The 17462-nt window shown below is 72.3% G+C and carries 15 protein-coding genes; 10 read left to right on the plus strand and 5 right to left on the minus strand.

Annotated elements, in window-relative coordinates; all coding sequences use genetic code 11:
* Nucleotides 1–41: 41 nt before the first annotated feature.
* Nucleotides 42–1877: a glycine betaine ABC transporter substrate-binding protein gene (locus ACQPY4_RS09785; RefSeq protein ID WP_433334691.1), complete on the plus strand. Its 1836-nt coding sequence runs from the start codon at nucleotides 42–44 to the stop codon at nucleotides 1875–1877.
* A gap of 46 nt (nucleotides 1878–1923) precedes the next feature.
* On the opposite strand, the gene ACQPY4_RS09790 is transcribed toward ACQPY4_RS09785, so the two are convergent.
* On the minus strand, nucleotides 1924–2382 hold the full coding sequence (locus ACQPY4_RS09790) for a hypothetical protein (RefSeq protein ID WP_433334693.1): 459 nt from the start codon (nucleotides 2380–2382) through the stop codon (nucleotides 1924–1926).
* A gap of 554 nt (nucleotides 2383–2936) precedes the next feature.
* On the opposite strand from ACQPY4_RS09790, the gene ACQPY4_RS09795 reads away from it, so the two are divergent.
* The 7 genes from ACQPY4_RS09795 to ACQPY4_RS09825 all read left to right on the plus strand — a co-directional run bounded on the left by ACQPY4_RS09795 (nucleotide 2937) and on the right by ACQPY4_RS09825 (nucleotide 11772).
* Nucleotides 2937–3896 carry a cutinase family protein gene (locus tag ACQPY4_RS09795; protein ID WP_433334695.1) on the plus strand — a complete coding sequence of 320 codons (960 nt, stop codon included), beginning with the start codon at nucleotides 2937–2939 and terminating at the stop codon, nucleotides 3894–3896.
* Nucleotides 3897–3915: 19 nt separating this feature from the next.
* On the plus strand, nucleotides 3916–4434 hold the full coding sequence (locus tag ACQPY4_RS09800; protein ID WP_433334697.1) for a hypothetical protein: 519 nt from the start codon (nucleotides 3916–3918) through the stop codon (nucleotides 4432–4434).
* A gap of 31 nt (nucleotides 4435–4465) precedes the next feature.
* A complete protein-coding gene (locus ACQPY4_RS09805; protein ID WP_433334699.1) occupies nucleotides 4466–6007 on the plus strand; it encodes a hypothetical protein in 1542 nt (513 codons plus the stop codon).
* A complete protein-coding gene (locus ACQPY4_RS09810) occupies nucleotides 6000–6947 on the plus strand; it encodes a polyprenyl synthetase family protein (protein WP_433334701.1) in 948 nt (315 codons plus the stop codon). The genes ACQPY4_RS09805 and ACQPY4_RS09810 overlap by 8 nt, the downstream gene beginning before the upstream one ends.
* Nucleotides 6944–8968 (plus strand): FAD-dependent monooxygenase, encoded by a 2025-nt coding sequence (locus ACQPY4_RS09815; RefSeq protein WP_433334703.1) that lies wholly within the window; start codon nucleotides 6944–6946, stop codon nucleotides 8966–8968. Before ACQPY4_RS09810 ends, ACQPY4_RS09815 begins: the two co-directional genes overlap by 4 nt.
* 40 nt (nucleotides 8969–9008) lie before the next feature.
* Nucleotides 9009–10559 carry a M4 family metallopeptidase gene (locus tag ACQPY4_RS09820; protein WP_433334705.1) on the plus strand — a complete coding sequence of 517 codons (1551 nt, stop codon included), beginning with the start codon at nucleotides 9009–9011 and terminating at the stop codon, nucleotides 10557–10559.
* A 64-nt stretch (nucleotides 10560–10623) separates the two neighbouring features.
* Complete coding sequence (locus ACQPY4_RS09825) at nucleotides 10624–11772, plus strand: epoxide hydrolase family protein (RefSeq protein ID WP_433334707.1); 1149 nt, start codon at nucleotides 10624–10626, stop codon at nucleotides 11770–11772.
* Here the strand turns inward: ACQPY4_RS09825 and ACQPY4_RS09830 are convergent.
* From ACQPY4_RS09830 to ACQPY4_RS09840, 3 genes are read right to left on the minus strand one after another with little or no spacing between them, the layout of a single operon-like run.
* Nucleotides 11769–12800: an AraC family transcriptional regulator gene (locus tag ACQPY4_RS09830; RefSeq protein WP_433334709.1), complete on the minus strand. Its 1032-nt coding sequence runs from the start codon at nucleotides 12798–12800 to the stop codon at nucleotides 11769–11771. The genes ACQPY4_RS09825 and ACQPY4_RS09830 overlap by 4 nt on opposite strands.
* Complete coding sequence (locus tag ACQPY4_RS09835) at nucleotides 12797–13894, minus strand: LLM class flavin-dependent oxidoreductase (RefSeq protein ID WP_433334711.1); 1098 nt, start codon at nucleotides 13892–13894, stop codon at nucleotides 12797–12799. The genes ACQPY4_RS09830 and ACQPY4_RS09835 overlap by 4 nt, the downstream gene beginning before the upstream one ends.
* Before the next feature lie 27 nt (nucleotides 13895–13921).
* The gene (locus ACQPY4_RS09840) at nucleotides 13922–14242 is read right to left on the minus strand and encodes a hypothetical protein (protein WP_433334713.1); all 321 of its coding nucleotides are present in this window, start codon (nucleotides 14240–14242) and stop codon (nucleotides 13922–13924) included.
* A 299-nt stretch (nucleotides 14243–14541) separates the two neighbouring features.
* Between ACQPY4_RS09840 and ACQPY4_RS09845 the strand changes: the two genes are divergently transcribed.
* Nucleotides 14542–15555, plus strand: a complete 1014-nt coding sequence (locus tag ACQPY4_RS09845; protein WP_433334715.1) for a carcinine hydrolase/isopenicillin-N N-acyltransferase family protein — start codon at nucleotides 14542–14544, stop codon at nucleotides 15553–15555.
* On the opposite strand, the gene ACQPY4_RS09850 is transcribed toward ACQPY4_RS09845, so the two are convergent.
* Nucleotides 15552–16409 carry a helix-turn-helix transcriptional regulator gene (locus ACQPY4_RS09850; protein WP_433334717.1) on the minus strand — a complete coding sequence of 286 codons (858 nt, stop codon included), beginning with the start codon at nucleotides 16407–16409 and terminating at the stop codon, nucleotides 15552–15554. The two genes, ACQPY4_RS09845 and ACQPY4_RS09850, sit on opposite strands and share 4 nt — an antisense overlap.
* 101 nt (nucleotides 16410–16510) lie before the next feature.
* Between ACQPY4_RS09850 and ACQPY4_RS09855 the strand changes: the two genes are divergently transcribed.
* Nucleotides 16511–17269 (plus strand): SDR family oxidoreductase, encoded by a 759-nt coding sequence (locus ACQPY4_RS09855; RefSeq protein ID WP_433334719.1) that lies wholly within the window; start codon nucleotides 16511–16513, stop codon nucleotides 17267–17269.
* Nucleotides 17270–17462 lie beyond the last annotated feature (193 nt).

Consider the following 17462-nt stretch of genomic DNA (forward strand, 5'->3'; position numbering starts at 1 on the left):
GACCTGAGCGGGACCATGCGGCCCGCGAAAGGGGACACGCGATGGATGCCGAGTCGCTCCGTCCGGAAGACCCCCGCGTGGTCGCGGGGTATCGGCTGGTCCGGCGAATCGGGGAGGGCGGCCAGGGTGTGGTCTACCTGGCCGAGCTCTCCGACTCCGGACACCGCCGGGTGGCGTTGAAGTTGCTGGCCGGGGAGGTGGACGCGGGCTCGTTCGCCGAGATCGGGCTGGTCCAGGAGGTTGCCCGGTTCTGCACGGCCCGCGTGCTGGACGCCGGGGTGGCCGACCGGCGCGCCTACATCGTCAGCGAGTACGTCGACGGTCCCTCGCTGCTGAACGTGGTCGAGGACGGCGGCCCGCTGACCGGCATCGAGCTGGAGCGGCTGGCGGTCGGCACGATCACCGCGCTGGCCGCCACGCACGCCGCCGGGATCGTGCACCGCGACTTCAAGCCGCACAACGTCTTGCTGGCCGCCGACGGCCCCCGGGTGGTGGACTTCGGCGTGGCGGTCGCCCTCGGCGCCGGTGCCGCCAACGGCGCGGGCACGCCCCGCTACATGGCCCCCGAGCAGGCCGACCGCGTCGAGATCGGCACCGCCGCCGACATCTGGAGCTGGGCCGTCACGATGGTCTTCGCCGCGCTCGGTCCGCGCGCGTTCGAGACCGGCGTCGCCCCGAACGCCTTCAACCGCCGGCTCGCGGTCGAGCGGAACCTGCCCGACCTGCCCGCCTGGCTCGGCCGGGTGGTCGAACCCTGTCTCCAGGACGTCCCCGCGCGCCGTCCCGCCGCCGACGAGATCCTGCTGCGCCTCCTCGGCTACGACACCGAGCGACAGGCGGTCGAGGACGAGACCCGACGCGACCAGGACGCAGCCGAACCACCGGAACGACCCCCAACGGAACACGACCGCCTCGTCAGGGCCGCGCGCGTCTGGCGACGGCCCCGGATCCTGGTGATCACCACCACCCTGGCTCTCGCCACGGTGCTGGCCGCCGGTCTCGGCGCGTGGCTCTGGCCGTCCCCCGCACAGCGCCCCGGCCCGGCCGCCGCCACCCCGCCCCCGACGCTGACCGTCGGCTCGGCGAACTTCCCCGAAAGCCAGCTCCTGAGCGAGATCTACGCGCAGGCGCTCCAGAGCAAGGGGCTGCGCGTCACCCGCCGCTCGAACATCGGCTCACGCGAGGACTACTACCCGCTCGTCACGTCCGGCGACGTGGACGTCATGCCCGAGTACAACGGCGCGCTGGCGTCCCACCTGGACGCACTCGACCTGGCGGGCGCGGATCCCAAGACGACCAAACGCGTCAACGACCGTCTCCGCCGCAAGCTCCCCTCCGGTCTGGAGGTCCTCGACTCCGCGCGCGCCGAGAACAAGGACGCGATCGTCGTCACCCGCAAGACCGCCAAGGCGGCGGGGATACGCACGATCGCCGACCTGCGCGACGTCGCCGATGAGTACGTCCTCGGCGGCGCCCCGGAATTCCAGACCCGGCACCAGGGCCTGATCGGCCTGCGCGCCCGCTACCAGATCACCTTCAGGGACTTCCAGCCCTTCCGCCACGAGGACTTCGGCACCATGACCACCCTGCTGACCAAGGACTCCCTTCAGGCGGCGACGATCTTCACCACCGACCCGGCGATCCGCGTCAACAACCTGCTCGTCCTGGAGGACCCCCAGCACCTCTTCAGCGCCCAGAACATCACCCCGCTCATCAACCGGGCCGACGTCACCCCCGCGGCGAGCACGGCCCTGAACGCCATCTCGGCCAAGCTGACCACCGAAGACCTGCTCTACATGAACACCCGCATAGCCATCAACAAGGACCGCGTCCAATCGGTGGCCAAAGCCTGGCTCGTCCAGTCCGGCCTCCTCTGATCCGACGCCGTCCGGCAGCGGAGCAAGGACACTGCCGGGCGGTGGGTCAGGAGGCGGTTCGGGTCGGGGTTGCCGGGCGGCGGTAGAGGTTGTGGTTGGTGGGGTGGTGGGGGGTGAGGATTTCGGTGTCGTCCAGGTCGAGTCGGGGTTGGGTGCCCTGGTCGGCTCGGTGGGCTGAGGTGATGGTCAGCTCGTAGTGGGACCAGATCATGGCGGCGTTGGGCAGGTGGCGGGCCTTGGCGTGGATGAGGTAGACGTCCGGCGGGGCGCTGGCGATGAGCAGGACGGGGGCGCCGCGTTCGAGGTTGAGGGCGGTGGGGCTCGTCGGCCAGAGGGCCACGCGGAGGTGGTGGTCGTCGAGGACGCGGAGGTCTCCGTCGGCCGGGAGGCAGGCGCGGGGGGAGCCGTCGGCGTCGGTGGTGACCAGGCTGACGGGACGGCGGCGCGCCTGGGCGCTCACGATCGCTCGGACGGGGGCTGGAAGGACGTCGGGAGTGGTCGTCATCGCTGGTCCGCCTTCCGGTGAGAGCTCGGCCCGGTTCAGTGCCTCTTGGTGAACATATGTTCGATACTACTTGATCAGCCGGGCGTCCGCACCTCTTTCCACGCTACGGCCCGGGCTTCGAACTGGACCCCGCGCGGCGGCCAAGCACGGCTGGCTTCGGGGTGAGGTCGAGGTGGCCGCGGGGCCGAGGTGTGATCTCGGTCCGGAGGTCGGCGAGTTTTGATAAGTGCGAAGTGCAGAAGCGGACATCGGTGATGCCGCGGCCGCTGATATGTGTGTCCGGCTGAGTTCTCGGTGGTAGGTAAAGAAAACTTTGCCTTTCTGTCGTCAACCGAAATTAAAGACGTCGCGTCTTTGGCGTCATCGGATGACGGGGGCCGTTTCGGCGAGAATTCGTCACCGGTGGTGAGGGTGTTGTGACATTTGGCTGCGGGGGCGGGAGGTAATGGAGTCCGAGAGGTTGTGACCTTCTGCTTGGTAGGTCATCATGCTGATCGGCTTGAAGTGGTAAATGGCTTTATCGGTCCCGGTTCCGGGGCGAAATGGGGGTGGGCATGCGGGCCTTGCTTGCGGGGGTCGTCGTGGTGTCGTCGGTCCTGGTGGTCTCGGGGAGCCAGGCGGCCTCGGAGCCGGTCGTGGCGGCCGAGCCGGTGGCGGCGACCAAGCGGATCGAGTGCGCCCCCTACCTGATCATCGGGTTGCGCGGCAGCGGGCAGGGCATGAGCGATCCGCTGGGGATGTCCGGGACGGTCGGGAACTACGTCCAGCAGACGGTGGCCAAGCTTCCTCAGGAGCCCGGCCAGGTCAAGACGTACTCGCTGCCCTATCCGGCGAACCCGGTGGGGCTCAAGACCTACCCGCCGTCGCTGCGGGACGGGGTCTGGATCCTGCGCCTGGCGTTGCGGCGGATCATCAGCCGGTGCCCCGGGACGAATGTCGGCATCGTCGGCTACTCCCAGGGCGCGCAGGTCACCGATCTGACCCTGCGGGCGATCCCCGAGGTGGAGCGCCGGGTCGTGCGGGGCGTGGTGCTGCTGTCGGACCCGGTGAACCTGGGGCACACCGCGCACGCCATTACGGTGACCCCCGGTGGGCAGGTCGTCACGCGAAAGGGAAAGGGAATTCTCGGTGCGCTGACCGATCCCTATCCGGCGGACATGCAGGCGCGGACGTTTGATTTCTGTATCGAAGGCGACCCGGTGTGCGACGCGCCCGATCCGCTGTCGGCGTGGGATCTCATCATCGCGGCGTTCTCGGTTTCCCTGCACGGTAAATACAACGAATGTTGCGGTGGCCAGTCGTATGAGGCCGCGCGAATTCTCAGCTCCAAGCTCGCCGAGCGGATGAAGATCCCGGCGCCGCAGCCGCCGGCCCTGGGCCCCACGCCGGTGCCGCCGGACAACGTGCACCTGTGCCACGGCGCACTTGGCCTGCCCAGCCGGGCCGCTCCGTCCTCTCGTCCCGCTCCGACCGTGGCGCTGGCGGACAAGAACTGCGCCCCGGCGGTCTCGTAACCCCGTTTGGAGTTGACCCATGGAGTCTTCAGATCCCAGCCCGGTACTGCGACGGCGCTTTCTCGGCGGCTCGGTGGCCCTGGCCGGTGTGGCCCTGGGCACGGTGGGCAGCCGCACGGCCGGCGCCGCTCCAGTCGGCCTTTCCCCGCAGGAGATCGCGATGGTCCTGGCCGTGGCCCGGGTGGGCGCGGTGTATCCCGTCCCCTTCCCGGCCTTCGGTGAGCGGGGTCCCGCGAGCAGCCGGGCGACGGAGGCGCGGCTGCGGGCCCGGCTGTCCGGCGTGCATCCCGCGCGGCTCGCGCAGGTCCGCGAGGGCGCTCGCGCGCTGATCGGCGCCGACCTCGCACGGGCGCGGCAGGCGCCGCTCCTGGACGGCCTGGGCGCCCAGGCAGCGGGGGCCAGGCCACCGCAGGAACTGGTGGCGGTCGTGGCGCTGGCCGTCGCCACCGTGTCCAGGCGATTCGACCCCAACAACGACGCCGCGGCCCGCGTCTGGCTCGACGGGCTGCGTCGCCGGCACGCGCGCCGCAGGCGCTGACCGCACCGACCGAGAGCGAGGCACCACACCCATGAGACTCCAGGCGGCGCACCAGGCGGCGCTCGCGCAGGGCAAGGACGACGTCCTGCGGGCCTTCCGCACCGACACCAACGTGACCGCCCTGGCCTACGGGTTCCGGCGGCGCGGCGGCGCGCTCACCGACGAACCGGTGGTCATCGCGTCGGTGGCCAAGAAGCGTCCCGCCGGATACGTGGCGCGCGACCGGCTGCTGCCCCGCACCGTGACGGTGGACGGACGGCGCTGGGGCGTGGACGTCATCGAGGCGGGCCGCTTCTCCCTCAGCGGCGCGCGGGCCGACGACCCCGACCCCAAGGCGGCCAAGTACCGTCCGCTGATCCAGGGCGCCATGATCGGCAACCTCAGGACCGGCGACATCGGAACCCTCGGCTGCGTCGTGCGGGACATGAGCGCGGGAGGCGCCGCGGCGCTGCTCACCGCGGGTCACGCGCTCGGCTCGCTGAACGGCGCCCGGGCGGGCGACACCATCGTCCAGCCGGTCGTGCCGCTGGACGCGCAGAACGCCGTCGGCACGCTGAGCCGCTTCACCACGCTGGTGCGCGACCGGCCCAACACCGTCGACGCGGCCGTCGTGCGGGTGGCCGACGGGATCTCCGTCGAGCGCTGGGTGATCGAGCACGCGATCGCACCGGTCGCCTTCACCCACCCGCTGGCCGGAATCCACATCGCCAACGGCACCGACGGGTCCGGGCTGTTCGCCCGGATCGGCGACGTGTTCTCGGCGATGAACCTGCGCTCGTGGAACGACCTGGGCGACCCCGAGTTCCCGGTCACCTGCGACGTCCTCGACTTCGACATGAACGTGGAGAAGGTCGGGCTCTCGGGATACACCTCGCGGCCGATCACGGCGATGGGCGTGACCCCGGTGAACCTCAAGGGCGGCGCCCCCGGTCACTACTACATGTTCAAGGACCTCGTGCAGGTCGGCGCCGGTTTCTCGGCGGCGGGCGACTCCGGCTCGGCCGTCCTGCTCGGCGGGGACGGCAGGACCTCGCTGCCGGTCGAGCCTGGCGGGTCGTGCGGGGTCATGGAGGGCGTCGGCACCCTGTTCGACCTGCCGCTCAAGGACGACATCACGCTGGCCGACACCTTCCGGGACGACTTCCTGCTGCACAGCAGGGTCGGGCGGCTGCTCGTCCGGATGTTCTACGTCAACTTCGACCTCGTGCTGCGCCGGATCGACGAGCAGGCCCCGGCGGACGCCACCGAGAAGGACTACGCCGACACCTTCTACGCCAAGTACCACGACTTCCTCAAGCAGATCCTCACCTCGCCCGACTCTCCGACCCGGGTGGTGACCCAGGAGCACCTCCAGGACGTCGGGATGATCAAGATGGGGCTCGAGGGCCGGATGACCGCGGCGGAGAACACGCTGGCGGGCACCCTGTACGGGATGTTCGAGCGCACGCTCGGCATGAACCGCTCGCAGATCGTCACGCTGATGAACAACGACGCGTTCTACCGCGAGGTGCACGACGCGCTGGCCCGGGTCCCCGAATTCCAGCATCTGGGCCCAGTCGGGGCCGATGACTGACACGCTCGCGCTCGACGACCACACCGCGATGGTCGTCGACCGGCTCCGCGCCCTGGTGGCGGGGATCGCCGGACCGGCCGGGGGCCTGCTGTCCCCGTTGCTGCGCGACCCGGGGAAGTGCCTGCGCTCGCTCCTGCTGGGCGCCGCCGCGCGGTGCGGCGTCCACGACACCGAGCGGACGGTGCGCCTGGGCGCCGTGGTCGAACTGCTGCATCTGGCCTCGCTCGTCCACGACGACGTCATCGACGACGCCGGGACCCGCCGCGGCGGCCCGGCGGTCCACGTGGTCGCGGGCCGGGAGCTGGCGGTGCTCGCCGGGCTGGCCTGCCTGGCGCTGGCGGGCACCGAGGCCGCCGAGCTCGGCCCGGACGTCGACCGCGCGGTCAGCCGGACGGCCGCCGAGCTGGCCCTGGGCGAGATGCTGGACGTCCAGCGGGCGTTCGACGCCGCCCTGCCGCTGGAGGACTACCGGCTGGTGGTCGAGCGCAAGACCGGCGCGCTGTTCGGGCTGTGCTGCGCCCTGGGCGCGGCGTCGGGCGGCCTGTCCGGCGAGCGGGTCCGGGCGCTGGCGGGGTTCGGCCGCGACCTGGGGGTCGCGTTCCAGATCCTGGACGACTGCCTCGACCTCGCGCCGGTGGCCGGTGGCAAGCCCGTGGGAACCGACCACCTGCTCGGGCTGTTCGGCGCGCCCACGCTGTTCGCGCTGCGCTCGGACCCGTCGGGCGCGCTGGCCGCGCTGCTGCTCGCCCCGTCCTTCTCGGCCGCCGACCTGCCCGAGGTGCGGCGGCTGGTGAACGCCGCCGGAGGCGTGGACGCGGCCCGGGACTGGTGCCGCGCCGTCCACCGCGACGCCGTCGCCCGGCTGGACGTCCTCGACGACGGCCCGGCCCGGGACGCGCTCGTGCGCGTCGCCGGACTGACCCTGCGGACGACCCCGTGACGGCCGGACGGTTCGACGTCCTGGTGGCCGGTGCGGGTCCGTCCGGCGCGGTGACGGCCGCGCTGCTGGCCGGACGCGGCCTCCGGACGCTCCTGGTCGGCGAATCCGAGGCTCCCGGCCCCGGGCACGACCTGGCGCTCAGCGCGGCGGCGCTCGGCAGGCTGCGCACGCTCGGCCTCCTCGACGGCGACCCGGGGCGTCCGGACGGCGCGGTGGACGTGCGGTTCGGCTCCGGCGACCGCCGTGCCTTCGCCGGGACCCGGGTGACGTTCGCCGACCGCGACGAGCTGCGGACCCGGCTGGGCGAGGCCGCGACGGCGCGCGGCGCCGTCCGCCTCCCCGGACGGGTGGTCGCCCTCACCGAGCATGAGGCGGGGCACGAGGCGACCGTGGAGACCGCCGACGGCACCGAAACCTTCGTGGTGCGCCACGCCGTCGTCGCGGTGGGTTCCGGGACGGACGGCGGCCTGCTGCCGTCCCGCTCACCGCACGGCGCGGGCGTCGCCGTCGCGCGCCGCTACACCGGCACCGGCGGTGAGAGCCGGATGCTGATCCAGTTCCGTCCTCCCTCCGAGCACGACCCGCACGACCGTCCGGCCGGGGTGTGGGTGCTGCCCGGCGCGGACGGCGCCTGCACCGTCGGGGTCGTCGCGATCGGCGCGGACGCCGGCGCGACGGCGCTGCTCGGCACCGCCCTGGCCGAGCTCGCCGAGGCCGAGCCCCGGTTCGCCCAGGCGCGTCCCCTCGGGCCCGCCACGGCCGGACGCGTCGAGACCGGCTTCACGCCGGGCCTGGCCGTCCACCGCTCGCGCCTGCTCGTCGGGGACGCCGCCGGGCTGGTGAACCCGTTCACCGGCGAGGGACTCACCCACGCCTTCCACAGCGCCCAGCTCGCCGCCGACGCGATCACCGCGCACCCCGAGGACCCGGGGGAGGCCTGCCTGTCCTACCAGGCGGCGCTCGGACGGGCCTTCGTCGGCTACTTCGAGACCGCCCGGCACGCCGCGCGCCGCTACCACCTCGGCTGGCGCATGCTCGCCGCGACCACCCACAGCGACCAGCCCCTGTTCACGCTGGCGCGGCGGGCGGTCCTGCTGGCCGAAGGCCCCCACGCCCCGCAGTCGGTGCGTCCCGACCGGACGCTCAACCGGGAGGACCGGCTCTACCTGCGGCCGTTCACGGCGGCCGCCGACGAGATGGCCCTGGCGGCCGTGCGCGACGAGTGGCCCTTCCTCGCCCGGATGCTGACCGCCGAGGGCGCCGGCGCGCTCCCGCTGCGGCCGGTGACCCTGTTCGCCGCCGCGCTGGCCGCGTCCGGCGCGCCGCCCGACCCGGGACGCGCCGCCGTGGGGGCCGCCATGGACCTCGCGGCGCTCGGCGCACTCGCCCTGCTGTCACCGCCGGGAGGCCGCGCGGGCCCGGCGCGCGGGGTCGACTGGGAGACCACCATCACCGTCCTGGCCTGCGACTTCCTCCTCGCCCAGGCGGCGCGCCTGGTCGCCGACCACGCGCCCGAGGTGTCCTGGGCGTTCTCGGACTGGCTCGCGGAGCTGACGGCGCTGCGCGCGACGCGCCTCACCGACCCCGGCACGGGCGCCGCCGGTGACGTGTTCGCCTCGCTGTGGGAGTTCCCCGCCCGCGTCGGCGCCCAGCTCGGCGGGGCCGACGACGCCACCGTCGAGCGGGTCCGCGACTTCGGCCACCACTGCGGCCACGCGTTCGTCCTCGCCGAGGAGGTCATGGCGCTGGCGGGCCGCCGGACCCGGCTCGACACCACGGTCCCCGCGATGCTCGCCGCCCGCACCTCCGCGCTCCCGCGCCTGCTGGGACGTCCCGGCCTCGACGCCGCGGGGCTCGACGACGCCCTGCGGCACGAGGCGCGGGACGCGGTGGCCGCCGCCTGCACTCGTCACCTGGAAGCCGCGCTCGACGCGGCGCGGGACGTGCCGTCCGCCCGCTCGTCCCGCCTGCTGGGCGCCCACGCCCGCGACATCGCCGACTCGGCCGGGCTCACCGTGTGAGCCCGGCCTCCCCGCCCATCCCCGTCCCGAAGGACCCCCCATGAGACCGAGAAGAGCGACCCCAGTCCTTGCCCTGACCACCGCCCTGGCGGCCGTGCTGGTGGCCCCCGCCTTCAGCACCGCGCCCCCGCCGCAGAGCCCCGCGTCGCTGGCCGTGGCGGCCGCCGACCGGCTGGTCGGCCGGGAGACCGCGCGGATCCACCTGTCGCCGCGCGACCGGCTCGTCCGGCAGCGGGTGATCGCCGGAAGCGGCGGCCTGCACTACGTCCCCTACACCCGCACCTACGCGGGCCTTCCCGTCAGCGGAGGCGACCTCGTCGTCGTCACGGACGCGCGCGGGCGCGTCCTGAGCACCTCGGTGAACCAGAAGGCGCCGCTGTCGGTCGCGACCACGCCCAAGGTCCCCGCGAGCGGCGCCGCCACGGCGGCCCGGGGCCGGTTGCGCGGCGCCTCGGCGTCCACGCCCCGCCTCGCGGTGATCGCCGAGGGCGCCGGACGGCTGGTCTACCAGACCGTCCTGACCGGATCGAAGGACGGCAAGCCCTCACGGCTGCACGTCGACGTCGACGCCGGGACGGGCAAGGTCGTCCGGAGCTGGGACGAGGTCACCGACGGCACCGGCCACGGCCACCACCACGGCACCGTCGACGTCCCCACCACCCGGTCCGCCACCACCTACGGGATGGCCGACCCGGGACGCCCGGGCGTGCGCTGCGGCGACCTGAGCGGACGCACCTTCACCGACCCCGACGACGTGTGGGGCGACCACACCGGCACCGACCTGGTCACCGCCTGCGTCGACGCCATGCACGTCGCCCAGCGCGGCTGGGACATGCTGGCGAACTGGCTGGGGCGCAACGGCTACGACGGCAACGGCCGGGGCTTCCCGATGCGGGTCGGCCTCGACGACGAGAACGCCTACTGGGACGGCACGTCGGCGACCTTCGGCCACAACCTCGCCCGGACCAAGCAGGTCACCAACGCCGACATCGTCGGCCACGAGCTGGGCCACGCGGTCTTCCAGTGGACGCCCGGCGGCGCCTCGGGCCTCAACGAGAAGGGCGGGCTCAACGAGTCGACCGGCGACATCTTCGGCACCATGACCGAGTGGTACCTCAACTCGCCGTACGACCGTCCCGACTACCTCATGGGCGAGACCGTGAACCTGGTGGGCACCGGCCCGATCCGCAGCATGTACGACCCGGCCGCGCTGGGCGACCCGGGGTGCTTCTCCGAGGCCGTCCGCGTGACCGAGGTGCACGCCGCCGCCGGCGTCCAGAACCACTGGTTCTACCTCCTGGCCGAGGGCTCGCGGCCCAACGACCCCGCCAACGGCAGGCCGAACAGCCCCACCTGCGACGGCAGCGTCCTGGCGGGCATCGGCCGGGAGAAGGCCGCCCGGATCTACATGGAGGGCCTCAATCGGAAGACCTCCTGGTGGGCCCACGAGGACGCCCGCCGCGCGACCCTGGAGGCCGCCCTCCAGCTCCACCCCGGCTCCTGCCGGGAGTTCAGGGCCGTCCGGGACGCCTGGAACGCCGTCCGCGTCCCGCGCCACGCGTCCGAACCCGCCCCCGCCCAGTGCGCCTGACGATCTCCGCCTGAGCCCGGGCCCCGCTGATCCGGCGGGGCCTGGGCCCTATGCTCGTGCAGCGATGAAGCCCTTCCCCATCGACGTCCCGGAGGCCGAGCTCGCGGACCTGCGGGCACGCCTGGAACGCACGCGCTGGCCGGAGCCCGCGACGGTCGGCGACTGGTCACAGGGTGTCCCGCTGGACTACCTGCGCGACCTGTGCGGGTACTGGGCGCGTGACTACGACTGGCGGGCGACCGAGGCGCGCCTCAACGCGCTGCCGCAGTTCCGCACCGAGATCGACGGGCTGGACGTCCACCTCGCGCACGTTCGGTCGCCGCACCCCGGCGCGTACCCGCTCGTCCTGACCAACGGCTGGCCGGGCTCGCTCGCCGAGTACCTGAAGGTCGTGGGCCCGCTGACCGACCCGCCCGCGCACGGAGGGGACGCCGCGGACGCCTTCCACCTCGTCCTGCCGACGCTGCCCGGCTACGGCTTCAGCGGCAAGCCGTCGCGGCCGGGCTGGGACGTCCACCGCATCGCGCGGGCCTGGCTCGCCCTGATGTCGCGCCTGGGCTACGGGCGCTTCGGCGCGCACGGCAGCGACTGGGGGACGAGCGTCTCCACGAGCATGGCCCAGCAGGACCCGGCCCGGGTCGCCGGGATCCACCTCAGCCCGCCCATCGCCGCCCCCGACCCGGCGACGTTCGACGACCTCACCGCCGCCGAGCGCGCGGCGCTGGCCGATCTGAAGCGCGCGGCCGAATGGGAGGACGGCTACTCGGCGCAGCAGTCGACCCGTCCCCAGACGCTCGGCTACGGGCTGGTCGACTCGCCCGCCGCCCAGTGCGCCTGGATCGTGGAGAAGTACCGGGCCTGGTCGGACTGCGACGGTCACCCGGAGAACGTGTTCACCCGGGACGAACTGCTCGACACCGTGATGCTGTACTGGCTTCCCCGCGCGGGCGCGTCGTCGGCCCGCCTGTACTGGGAGAGCATCAGGCAGGTGCAGGAGTGGTTCACCGAATCCACGCCGGACACCGTGACCGTCCCGGCGGGATGCTCGGTCTATCCCCGGGAGATGCCCCGCCCGTCGCGCCGCTGGGCGGCCCGCCGCTACACCGACATCCGCTTCTGGAGCGAGCCGGACAGGGGCGGCCACTTCGCCGCCGCCGAGCAGCCGCGGTCGTTCGTGACCGACCTGCGCGCCTTCTTCCGCCTGATCCGCTAGGACCCGGTCAGCAGCCGGGTGGACGGCTCGGAGTGGTGGAGGGTCTGGGTGGGCGTCTCTCCGAAGCGCTGCCGGTAGTGGGAACCGAACCGGCTGAGGTGGAGGTAGCCCGCGGCGGCGGCGGCCTCGCTGATCGCGCGGGGGCCGGGCCGGGATCTGAGCAGCGCGGCGCGGGCGTGGTCGAGCCGGATGCCGCGCAGCAACTGAGTGGGCGTCACCCCCCACTGGTGACGGCAGACGGCCTGGAGCTGGCGGACGCCGATGCCCGCCGCCGCCGCGATGTCACCGACCCCGATGGGCCGGTGGTGGTTGGCGTGCACCCAGTCGCGGATGAGGCCCGCGAGGTGGTGCGCGGGCCGCTGCGGAGACTCGGCCAGACGCGGGACGGCGGTGTGGGGCAGGCCGAGCAGGATGGCGGTGAGCAGCGACTCTTCGAGGCTGCGCGCCGCCAGGGGATGGAGTTCTCCGGTGGCGTGGTCGAGGATCGCGCAGACATGCCGCCACGTGCGCTCGACGATCGAGGACGGGACGATGCCGGGAGCGTCGGTGCCGTGGAAGCGCAGCGGCTCGGCGGGCTCGTGGCCGAGGTAGTCGGTCAGGTAGTCGGTGAGGCGTCCCGTGCTGGTGGCGATGACCAGGCAGCCCAGGTCGGGATGCGGGGTCATCCGCATCCTCTCGTCATGGGACAGGACGAGGCTGCCGCCCGCCGTGTCGCGGGTTCCGCTCGTCCGGTACTCCACCCCCATGGGCGCCATCGGCGCGCACATGGCGAACTCGCCTTCGGTGGGCGGGGTGTCGACGACGACGCCGTCGCCGCCGTAGCGGACCCAGACCAGGTTGACCGCCCCGACGGTGGCGGCGTTGACCATCCCGTCCAGGGGGGCTCCCGGGCGCACGGCCTGGAGGTCGTGCCCGACGGCGAACGGCTCCACCTCGTCGTGCAGGACGGCGATGTCGGTGCTGGCGACCCGCAGGTGCCGCGACAGGGGCGGCGGCGTCGGCGCCGCGTCGGTCGCGGGCGGGCTCATGGACGCGCGCCGGCGTCGGGGGCGCCGACCTGGACGCCCCGGGCCCGCAGTCGCGGCATGACCTCGGCGGCGAAGTAGCCGAGCTCGTCGGCGTAGTTGAGGAAGGACAGCGCGAGGCCGTCGAACCCCGCCTCGGCGAAGGCCGCGATCTGGTCGGCGACCTCGTCGGGGTCGCCCACGAGCGGGCAGCTTCCGTGCCCGGCGGCGAAACGTCCGCGATAGGTGGTCAGCATTTCCGGTGTGAAGGACTGGGCGTGCAGGCCCTGCAGCCGCATCACCTCGTCGACCGCGGGCCAGTCGGCGTGCCGGTCGGCGTAATAATGCAGGAAATCACGGGCCTCGTGCGAGGTCGGACGGCACACGACATGTGCCAGGGTGAACACTCCCACAGACCGGTCGTGGGCGGCGGCCTGGGCGCGCAGGTCTTCGACGATTCGCGCGCCGTCTTCGGGCCCGGCGACGACGGTGAAGGCGCGCTGGGCGTTGCGGGCCGCGAAGGCGCGCCCTTGTGGGGAGGACCCGGCATTGATAATGGGAATGCTGTGCCCGTTATAGGGCTTCGGGTGGCCGACCACCCTTTTCAGGCTGAAGAACTTTCCCTCGTGATCGAACGGCTCGGTGTCGGCCCAGATGCGTTTGACCACGTCCCACCACTCCTGGGCGAGCGCGTAGCGGGTGTCGTGATCGCTGGGAAGAGTGAGGCCGAACATCTCGTATTCGGGGGCATGCCAGCCCGCCACAATGTTCAGTCCGATTCGGCCTTCGCTGAGATGGTCGGCGGTCGCCAGTTGCTTGGCCGCGACGACGGGGTGGTGGAAGGCGGTGTGCACGGTCGAGAACACGCGGATTCGCCGGGTGCCGGCGAGAATTCCCGAGGCCCAGACCAGGGGGTCGAGGACGTTCTGGTGGAAGTCGGTGTCGGGGCCCCAGTCCGTCCATCGGGCGACCGGGAGCAGGAAATCGATTCCGACCTCGTCGGCCAGCCGCGCCAAACGCAGATTGTTGCCCCAGGTCGCCTTCCAGCGTTCCGGCGCGGTCGTGATGGCGAGCCCGGATTCGGTGTTGGGAGAGAACAGGCCGAGCTGGAACCCCATGGCGTCCAACCTCTCATGGCGAAAATCTCAGCGCTCGTCACCGGCGGGGTTCATGATAAGGCCGATGGGAAGCCGGTTGAACGGGTCCATGAAGGCCGTCTCGTCCGTTCGCTGGCCTGGTGCGGTCACGTACACGACGACCTGTGCGGAGTCTCTGGCGGTCATTGTCTTCTCCCGCATCAGGAGCTGGACGACGTCGAGCAGATGCATTCCGCAGGAGCTCTCGATCTGGGAGATGAACTGCCGTCCCGCGGGCCCGGGCGACTCCAGTCCGAGATGAAAGTAGCAACACCGGTCGCAATCGCTCGCCGAGCACCGCTGATCACGATCCTCGGGATCGTCGGGCATCGAGGACCCTTTCGGCATGGTCGGGGAGGACGGCAGCGGAGAGCGGGATCGGACGCTCGCCGCGATCGGCGAGATGGCGATCACTGAGTCAGCATGCCGCATCGCTGAGCGCACTTCAACGCGTATCCCGGATAAGTGACTTCGCTTACGGGCTAACGCTGGAGAAAGTCGCGCGCCCATGTGCGCGGACGGCCGCTTCTGTGGTGGTTTGCCTGGACTCGGGGGACTTGTCGTGCCAATTCGGGCACCCGGACGGCCGGAGGTCTTGCCGTCGCGGGATATCGGTGTTACTAGAAATCATGAGTACTGTGCCGCTGGGCCGACGGGCCGTCCTGCTGGGAGCGCCGGTCGCCGGGCTCGCCGTCGCGTGCCAGAGCGGGTCGGCCGACAGCCGCGACCGCGCGCTGACGCGCGACGAGGAGCGCAGCCTGGCGACGCTGCGGACGGTCGACGCGAGCCTTCCGCTCTTCGCGATGACCCACTACGGCACCTACGACCCACTGCAGCCGATCGCCATGGCGTCCTCGCCGCAACGGTTCGCCTGCTCCCTCTTCCTGGCCGGGGGTGGACCACGCGGCCCGCTGTTCGGGCGCAACTTCGACTGGCGTCCCAGCCCGGCGCTGCTGCTGACCACCAGGCCGTCCCGGGAGGCGACCTCGCTGTCCCTGGTCGACATCTCCTACCTCGGCATCGACCAGGACGCGGGCAAGCGCCTCATGGACGATCCCGAACTGCGCCGCCGCCTGCTCAAGGCGGCGGCCATCCCGTTCGACGGCGTCAACCAGCACGGGCTGGCCATCGGCATGGCCGCGGTGGACACGGCCCAGCCGCCCAAGGTTCCCGGCGCCCGGGTGGTGGGCAGCGGCCGCATCCAGCGGCTCGTCCTGGACCAGGCCCGGAACGTGGACGAGGCCGTCGCGGTCTTCCGCCGCTACACCGTCCGGTTCGAGCCGGGCGAGGTGCCGCTGCACTACCTGCTGGCCGACGCGCGCGGGAAGTCGGCGGCGATCGAGTTCGTGGGGGGCGAGATGCGGGTCCTCCCCGGCGCGGGCGACTGGCACGACATGGTCAACTTCGTGCTCTCCACGGCGGACGAGAGCGAGAAGCGCTCCGACACCCGCTACCGGACCATCGCCGAACGCCTGCGAAGGACCAACGGGCGCCTCGATCCCGCGGGCGCCATGGACCTCCTCTCCAAGGTGGCCCAGCACCACACCCGCTGGTCGGCGGTCTACGAGCTGCGCCACGGCGAGATGACCCTGGCCCTGGCGCGCGACTACCGCCGCATCCACCGCTTCAAGCTGGACGCCTAGCCCGAGGTCAGCTCCGCGTCGCCGAACCTCTGCTGCCCGAGCACCGCGAGCAGCCGCAGCTTCTCGTCCCCCTCGGTGCCGCGCGCGGCGGTGAGGACGAGCAGCGCCTGCGACTGGTCCTCGGTGAACAGCACCTGGCAGTCGAGCTCGATCGCGCCGAGTTCGGGGTGCAGCAGGGTCTTGTGGTCCTCGAAACGCTTGGCGACCTCGTGCCGGTCCCACAGCTCGGCGAACTCCGCGCTGGCCCCGCGCAGGGCCCGGACCAGCTCACCCGCCCGCGACCGCGCCCCCAGCGCGCCGTACGCGGCGCGCAGGTTGGCGACCTGGGCGCGGCTCTGGCGCTCGTGGTCGCCCTCGGGATAGTGCCGCCGCGCGGACGGGTCGGTGAACCAGCGGTAGACCTCGCTGCGAGCCAGACCCGTGTAGCCGGACCTGTCGCCGAGCAGGGCCTGGGCCATCCGGTTCTGCACGAGGGTCTCGCCGAGGTTGGACAGGATGAGCGCCGGGGTGTCTTCCAGACGGTCCAGCACCCGCAGCAGGGCCGGGGCGACGTGCGCGGCGGCCGCGACCGGCGCCGGGGCGTCGTGACCGGCCGTCAAAAAGAGATAGTCGCGCTCGTCGCCCGTCAGCCGCAGCGCCCGCGCGAGCGAGGCGAGCATCTGCCGGCTGGGCTGCGGCCCGCGCCGCTGTTCGAGCCGCGTGTAGTAGTCGGTCGACATCACGGCCAGGGACGCGACCTCCTCGCGCCGCAGGCCCGGGGCCCGGCGGCGCGCGCCCGAGGGCAGCCCGACGTCCTCGGGCTGGAGCGCCTCGCGGCGGCGGCGCAGGAAGTCCGCCAGTGCTGCACGGTCCATGCCTCCATTATCGGCCGGGCCCTTCCGGCCGAACCAGGGACCGCCGATCCCCCGATAACCGGTCCCTGCACCCGCCGTGACCGGCCTGTCACGCTGAAAGCATGAACATCTCCGGAAACACCATCTTCATCCCCGGCTCCACCAGCGGCATCGGCCTCGCCCTCGCGCTCGAACTGCGGGCCAAAGGCAACACCGTCATCGTCGGCGGACGCCGCGCCGACCTGCTCGACCGGATCGCCGCCGAGAACCCGGGCATCGACACCGTCCAGATCGACACCACCGACCCCGCGAGCGTCGAGTCGGCCGCGAAACAGGTGCTGGCCCGGCACCCGGACCTCAACGTCCTGGTCGCGATGGCCGGGATCATGCGCACCGAGGACTGGCACCGGCCCGAGGCGTTCCTGGCCACGGCCGAGGCCGTCGTGACGACCAACGTGCTCGGCCCCGTCCGGCTCATCGCCGCCTTCGTCGAGCACCTCCAGACCCGGCCGGACGCCACGATCGTCACCGTCTCCTCGGGCCTGGCCTTCGCGCCGCTGAAGGTCACCCCGAGCTACAACGCCTCCAAGGCCGCGATCCACATGCTCAGCGAGTCGATCCGCCTCCAGCTGGCCGACACGACCGTCAAGGTCGTGGAACTCCAGCCCCCGGCCGTCCGCACCGCCCTTCTCCCCGGCCAGGAGAAAAGCGAGTTCGCCATGCCCCTGGACGATTTCGTCGCGGAGGTCGTCGCACTCCTGGAATCCGACCCCGACGCCACCGAGATCCAGGTCGAACGCGTGAAGTTCCTCCGCTACGGCGAGGCCCGCGGCGACTACGCCCACGTCGTCGAGACCCTCAACACCCTCGACCCCAACTAACCGGGCCGCACGGCGGCTATTCCGTTAAGGGCCTCCCGGCCGAGCCCGGACGAGATCGTCGGAGCGAGGTCTTTCCAGGGAAAACGCCCGACGAGCCATTCCTGCTTCGATTGCCGCCGAAGCTCGGGACCCCGCCCGCGCCCGTCCACTACGCTTCGTCAAAATAGGCGATCATAATGGGTCAGTAGCGGGA

The sequence above is a fragment of the Spirillospora sp. CA-294931 genome (assembly GCF_050946795.1).
GTDB lineage: Bacteria > Actinomycetota > Actinomycetes > Streptosporangiales > Streptosporangiaceae > Spirillospora.

Coding starts and splice junctions, on each gene's coding strand:
- ACQPY4_RS09820 (WP_433334705.1), top strand. CDS start 9,009: ATGAGACCGAGAAGAGCGACCCCAGTCCTTGCCCTGACCACCGCCCTG.
- ACQPY4_RS09830 (WP_433334709.1), bottom strand. CDS start 12,800: ATGAGCCCGCCCGCGACCGACGCGGCGCCGACGCCGCCGCCCCTGTCG.
- ACQPY4_RS09835 (WP_433334711.1), bottom strand. CDS start 13,894: ATGGGGTTCCAGCTCGGCCTGTTCTCTCCCAACACCGAATCCGGGCTC.
- ACQPY4_RS09855 (WP_433334719.1), top strand. CDS start 16,511: ATGAACATCTCCGGAAACACCATCTTCATCCCCGGCTCCACCAGCGGC.
- ACQPY4_RS09800 (WP_433334697.1), top strand. CDS start 3,916: ATGGAGTCTTCAGATCCCAGCCCGGTACTGCGACGGCGCTTTCTCGGC.
- ACQPY4_RS09825 (WP_433334707.1), top strand. CDS start 10,624: ATGAAGCCCTTCCCCATCGACGTCCCGGAGGCCGAGCTCGCGGACCTG.
- ACQPY4_RS09785 (WP_433334691.1), top strand. CDS start 42: ATGGATGCCGAGTCGCTCCGTCCGGAAGACCCCCGCGTGGTCGCGGGG.
- ACQPY4_RS09790 (WP_433334693.1), bottom strand. CDS start 2,382: ATGACGACCACTCCCGACGTCCTTCCAGCCCCCGTCCGAGCGATCGTG.
- ACQPY4_RS09845 (WP_433334715.1), top strand. CDS start 14,542: ATGAGTACTGTGCCGCTGGGCCGACGGGCCGTCCTGCTGGGAGCGCCG.
- ACQPY4_RS09810 (WP_433334701.1), top strand. CDS start 6,000: ATGACTGACACGCTCGCGCTCGACGACCACACCGCGATGGTCGTCGAC.
- ACQPY4_RS09795 (WP_433334695.1), top strand. CDS start 2,937: ATGCGGGCCTTGCTTGCGGGGGTCGTCGTGGTGTCGTCGGTCCTGGTG.
- ACQPY4_RS09805 (WP_433334699.1), top strand. CDS start 4,466: ATGAGACTCCAGGCGGCGCACCAGGCGGCGCTCGCGCAGGGCAAGGAC.
- ACQPY4_RS09840 (WP_433334713.1), bottom strand. CDS start 14,242: ATGCCCGACGATCCCGAGGATCGTGATCAGCGGTGCTCGGCGAGCGAT.
- ACQPY4_RS09850 (WP_433334717.1), bottom strand. CDS start 16,409: ATGGACCGTGCAGCACTGGCGGACTTCCTGCGCCGCCGCCGCGAGGCG.